The organism is Corallococcus sp. AB049A (assembly GCF_003668885.1).
Classification (GTDB): Bacteria; Myxococcota; Myxococcia; order Myxococcales; family Myxococcaceae; genus Corallococcus; species Corallococcus interemptor.
This window is the reverse complement of sequence record NZ_RAWL01000565.1, coordinates 1-4,641: the sequence shown is the minus strand read 5'-3', so window position 1 is coordinate 4,641 and position 4,641 is coordinate 1. Positions and strand designations below refer to the sequence as shown.

4 protein-coding genes and 1 pseudogene are annotated in these 4,641 nt (G+C 70.5%); 2 read left to right on the top strand and 3 right to left on the bottom strand.

What is annotated here, in order from left to right:
- Window positions 1–98: 98 nt before the first annotated feature.
- Window positions 99–1,001 (bottom strand): bifunctional DNA-formamidopyrimidine glycosylase/DNA-(apurinic or apyrimidinic site) lyase, encoded by a 903-nt coding sequence (gene mutM, locus D7X55_RS36200; RefSeq protein WP_120551117.1) that lies wholly within the window; start codon window positions 999–1,001, stop codon window positions 99–101.
- A gap of 151 nt (window positions 1,002–1,152) precedes the next feature.
- Here mutM and D7X55_RS36195 point away from each other — a divergent pair, with 151 nt between their 5' ends.
- Window positions 1,153–1,977, top strand: a complete 825-nt coding sequence (locus tag D7X55_RS36195) for a M48 family metallopeptidase (protein WP_120551116.1) — start codon at window positions 1,153–1,155, stop codon at window positions 1,975–1,977.
- A 12-nt stretch (window positions 1,978–1,989) separates the two neighbouring features.
- Here the strand turns inward: D7X55_RS36195 and D7X55_RS36190 are convergent, their stop codons facing one another.
- Window positions 1,990–3,039, bottom strand: coding sequence for a YihY/virulence factor BrkB family protein (locus D7X55_RS36190; RefSeq protein WP_120551115.1), 1,050 nt, complete (start codon window positions 3,037–3,039; stop codon window positions 1,990–1,992).
- 118 nt (window positions 3,040–3,157) lie between these two features.
- On the bottom strand, window positions 3,158–4,048 hold the full coding sequence (locus D7X55_RS36185) for an MTAP family purine nucleoside phosphorylase (protein ID WP_121725413.1): 891 nt from the start codon (window positions 4,046–4,048) through the stop codon (window positions 3,158–3,160).
- Between the two features lie 95 nt (window positions 4,049–4,143).
- Here D7X55_RS36185 and D7X55_RS36180 point away from each other — a divergent pair.
- Window positions 4,144–4,641 (top strand): annotated as a pseudogene (locus D7X55_RS36180) (hypothetical protein); the annotation flags it as partial.

Genomic DNA, 4,641 nt, shown 5'->3' with positions numbered 1-4,641 from the left:
CCAGCAGGACGTGAGGCATGGTCAACGGTCTCCGGGGCCGCGACATGACGCGGCCGGGTGTAAAGGGCGGGCGATTCAAGCCATGCCCCCCTGGGGTGTCAACGACTACGGGATCTGGGTTTCGGGCGGGTGACGGCGGAGGCCGTCCCCTTCCCCGCCGCCGCGCCCTTCCGGGCCGCGGGGGAGGCAACGCTGGAGAGCGGCTGACATTTCGGACAGAAATGCGTGGTCCGCCCACCCTGGGTGAAGGACTCCACGGTCGTTCCGCACTTCGAGCACGGCCCTTCGGCCCGCCCGTAGACGCGGAAGCGGTTCACGGAGCCCGCCTCCTCCAGATAGGTGATGTCCTCGCCCTCCTGCTCCTTGAAGGCGAAGTCGAACGCGGCGTGGATGGCCCTGGCCAGGTGCTTCCAGTCGTCCGGCGTGAGGGTGCCGGGCTTGCGCGCCGGGTGAAGCCCCGCGCGAAAGAGCGCCTCCGCGGCGTGGATGTTGCCCAGGCCCGCGACGCGCCCCTGGTCCATCAGGGCCACCTTCAGGTCCTGTCTGGAATCCCCCACCGCCTCCTGGAGCTGGGGGCCGGTGAGCCCTTCCGTCAGGGGGTCGCGCCCCAGGGCCTTCACCGCGGGCAGCTCCCACAGCTCCCTGGCGGGCACGGGCTCCATGCGCCCGAAGAGGCGTGGATCACTGAAGTGGACCACGTGGCCGTCGTCCAGGTGGAAGCGGGCGCGGCTGTAGGGGACGGACTCGCCCTGCTTGCGGCGCACGAACTTGCCGGTCATCCCCAGGTGGGCCATCAGGCCGTGGCCGCCCTCCAGGGTAATGAGGAGGTACTTCCCCTTGCGCTCCAGGGACTTCACGCGGCCGGTGAGCCGGGTGAAGTGGGCCTGCTCCGCCCCCCGGAAGACGCGGGTGGCGTCCGCTTCCGCGCGCACGATGCGGTGGCCCTGGAACCAGCGCTCCAGGTTGCGCCGGGCGATCTCCACTTCCGGTAGCTCAGGCATCCGGGCGGGGGCATACCACCGGAAGGTTTCCGGCGCATGTCCCCCGGTGGATGGCCCGTGGGGAAGACGCTTGCCCGGACCGTGGAGGCGCGGCTACGACGGGCCGCGCAAAGCCTCCAGTACCCCACCGCGAAGAAGGGACGACACCACCATGCAACGGACGGTCACCGCACTCCTGACCCTCACCCTGGCCTCGGGCCTCTCCACGGGCTGCGCCAAGCAGCGCGTGGGCGCGGAGAAGGCGATCGCCAGCGTCCTCATCTCCGACGAGCAGGAGAACCAGCTGGGCCTCCAGGTGAAGCAGGAGCTGGAGTCGAAGGAGAAGATCCAGTACGTGCAGGATCCGGCGGTGCTGGACTACGTCCGGAGCATCTCCGCCCCCATCCTGGCGCAGGCCAACAAGGACCGCTCCGGGGTGAAGTGGAAGGTCAACGTCATCAACGACCCGAAGACGGTCAACGCCTTCGCCACGCCGGGCGGCTTCCTCTACGTGTACACGGGCCTGCTGCTCGCGGCGGACACGGAGGCGGAGCTGGCGGGCGTGATGGCGCACGAGGCGGGCCACGTGGTGGGCCGGCACTCCGCGCGCGCCATGGTGAACGCCTACGGCCTGCAGGCCATCACCCAGGTGGCGCTGGGCCAGAACCCGGGCACCGCCGCGCAGATCGCCGCGCAGCTGGCGGGCGGCGGGCTGCAGCTGGCGCACGGCCGCAGCGAGGAGACCGAAGCGGACGAGTACGGCGCGAAGTACGCCTCCGCGGCGGGCTTCGACCCCAACGGCCTCATCACCTTCTTCCAGAAGCTGCAGAAGGAGCAGGGCTCCACGCCGGGCGTGCTCAAGTGGCTGTCCACGCACCCCACCAACGAGGACCGCATCGCGCACCTGCGGAAGATCATCGCGCAGCAGGGCCTCAAGGGTGACCGCAACGCCCCGGGCGGGCTGACGGCCATCCAGGCCAAGCTGCCCAAGCAATAGCCCTGCGCGGCTTCAGTGCACGGACGGGTTGTCGTTCCCGTCCGGCACCAGGCCCGGGGGCTCCGGGTCCTTGCCTTCCGCCACGCGGCGCTTGCGCTTGAACAGCGCGAGCCGCGTCTTCCGGGCGCTGGCGGCGCTCTTGGCCGCGCCGGGTGTCTTGAGGGGCGGCTCCAGGGGCGCGGGCTGACCGAAGTCGCGCGCGCCCTTCGCCTTCCCCTGCGCTGAGGCGTGCTCCAGGATGGCGTTGAGCTCTCCTCCGAGGATGAAGATGAGCCCGGAGATGTAGAGCCACAGGAGCAGCACCACCACGCCACCGATGGAGCCATAGGTGACGTCGTACTTGCCGAAGTGCTCCACGTACTGGGTGAAGCCCCAGGTGCTGCCCAGCCACGCCAGCGTGCCGATGACGGAGCCCGGGGTGATGTACTTGAAGCGCTGCTTCACGTCCGGCAGCAGGTAGTAGCAGAGCGACAGCATCAGCATCACCAGCGCGGCGGTGAAGGGCCAGCGCAGCCAGGACCAGACGAGGTGGAACTCGTCGATGAGCGCCAGCTTGTCCGCCACCCACGCCCCCACGCGCCCGCCCAGGAGCAGGATGGCGAAGGACAGCGGAATCAGCAGGCCGCCCAGCAGCGTCACCAGCAGCGCCAGGCCCTGTGTCTTCCAGTAGGGCCGGGACTCCGACACGTCGTAGGCCAGGTTGAGCGCCTTGCGCAGGGCGTCCACGCCGCGCGATGCCGTCCACAGCGCGATGATGAGACCCACGGTGAGCAGCCTGGGGCGCGTCTCGCCGACGATGGAGGTCAGGTGCTGGCTCACCACGCCCAGCGCGTCGCCGGGCACCAGCGGGCGGATGCGGTCCATCATCGCGTCCACGGCGCCGGGCGCGAACGGCATGTACGCCACCAGCGTGACGAGGAAGGCCAGGAACGGGAACAGGGAGAAGAGGAAGTAGTAGGACAGCTGCGCCGCCACGTCGGTGACGGTGTCCTCTTCAATCTCCTTCCAGAAGCGCCGCGCGAACTCCCTCCACGTCAGGTACTTGAGCCGTGGCAGCCCCATGTGGTTCCCCCTCCGGGTCTGTGGGGAGCCAATGTGGGGCCGGTCCGGGCATTCGGCAGCAGGCGGCCAGCCGAGCGCTCGCGGCCAGAGGCAGCAGCGCTGTGCCGGGTGTTGAACGCTAGACGAGTCCGGAGGGCAGGTAGCGGCCCAGCAGCGGGCGCAGGCGGCTCTTCACTTCCGCGGGGATGCGGGTGCGGTCGGTGAAGATGGCCAGCGCGAGCGCGCTGTCGCAGCGGCAGGTGGAGGCGGTGCCCGCGATGCGGGGCAGCGCGCGGCGCAGGAGCGCGGCGCCGTGGGCCGTGACGGCGTCCAGCCGCTGGGCGAACTGCGGCAGGAGCGCTTCGGGCTCCTGGCCCACGGGCTGCGGGCGCCAGGAGTCATGGTCGGTGGGCAGCGCGATGAGGGCGTAGTGCAGCTCCGCCTCGCGGGCGAGCCGCGCCTCCGGCATGGCGGTGAGCCCCACCAGGTCCCCGCCCCACGCGCGGTACAGCTGGCTCTCCGCCTGGGTGCTCAGGGAGGGCCCCTCGATGCAGACGTAGGTGGCGGAGGGGTGCACCACGGTGTCGCTCTGCTGGGAGACGGTGGTGAGCGTCTGCCGCAGGGTGGCGCAGAAGGGCTGGGCCAGCTCCACGTGCACGGCGACGTCGTCGTAGAAGGTGCAGGGGCGGCGGTAGGTCCGGTCGATGACCTGATCCGGCAGGGCCAGGTGGAGCGGCTGGATGGCTTCACGCAGGCTGCCCACGGTGCCGGTGGCGATGACGTGGGTGACGCCGAGCGTCTTCAGGGCGAAGAGGTTGGCACGATAAGGGGCGCGGGTGGCGTTGTGGACGTGGCCCTGGCCGTGGCGGAAGACGAAGACGATGGGGACGCCGTCCAGCTCCGTTGAGATGAGCGGGGTGCTGTGGGGCCCGAAGGGCGTCTCCACGGAGACGTGTTCGCCGCGGCCCTGGAGCCCCAGGGCCTGGTAGAGGGCGTTGCCCCCGATGATGCCCACCTTGACCGCCCGCATGCGTCTCCTCTCGCCCGGTCGCCGGGCGTGGGCCTGACGATATCGCGGGGGGCTCGCCCAGGAAGCTCGGAAGACTGGTAGCTTTCACATTTGCCATGCGTCTTCTTCCGCGCCTCGTCGTCCTCAGCGTCCTGTTCGCAACCCCTGCCCTGGCCGGTCCCGTCCCGCCCGGCTGCGAGGAGGACGCCACCACGTGCAAGGAGGACTGCACCATCGAGTACGGCGGCAACGGCGCGGCCATCAAGAAGCTGACGCGCTGTTTCGACACCTGCCTGGACCAGCGCACGCAGTGTGCACGCCGGTTCAACGCGGTGAACAACCGGGCACCGGACGCCCCGGAAGCCGCGCCCGAGCGCCGGACGGGCAAGACGGAAGCGGCCAAGCTGCGCGAAATCCAGGAGAAGGACCGCCGCCGCGAGGAGGACCCGTTCGGCGACGAGGAGAACAAGCAGCCGCGCGCGCGGCCGGTGCGCGACTCCTACGATGATCCGCCGGAGCCGCCCCCGGAGCGCACGAGCTTCCGCGCGTCGGACGTGGTGGACCCGAAGCCCGCGAAGCGTCCGCAGGCGGCCGTCCCGGCGAAGGCCGCGGAG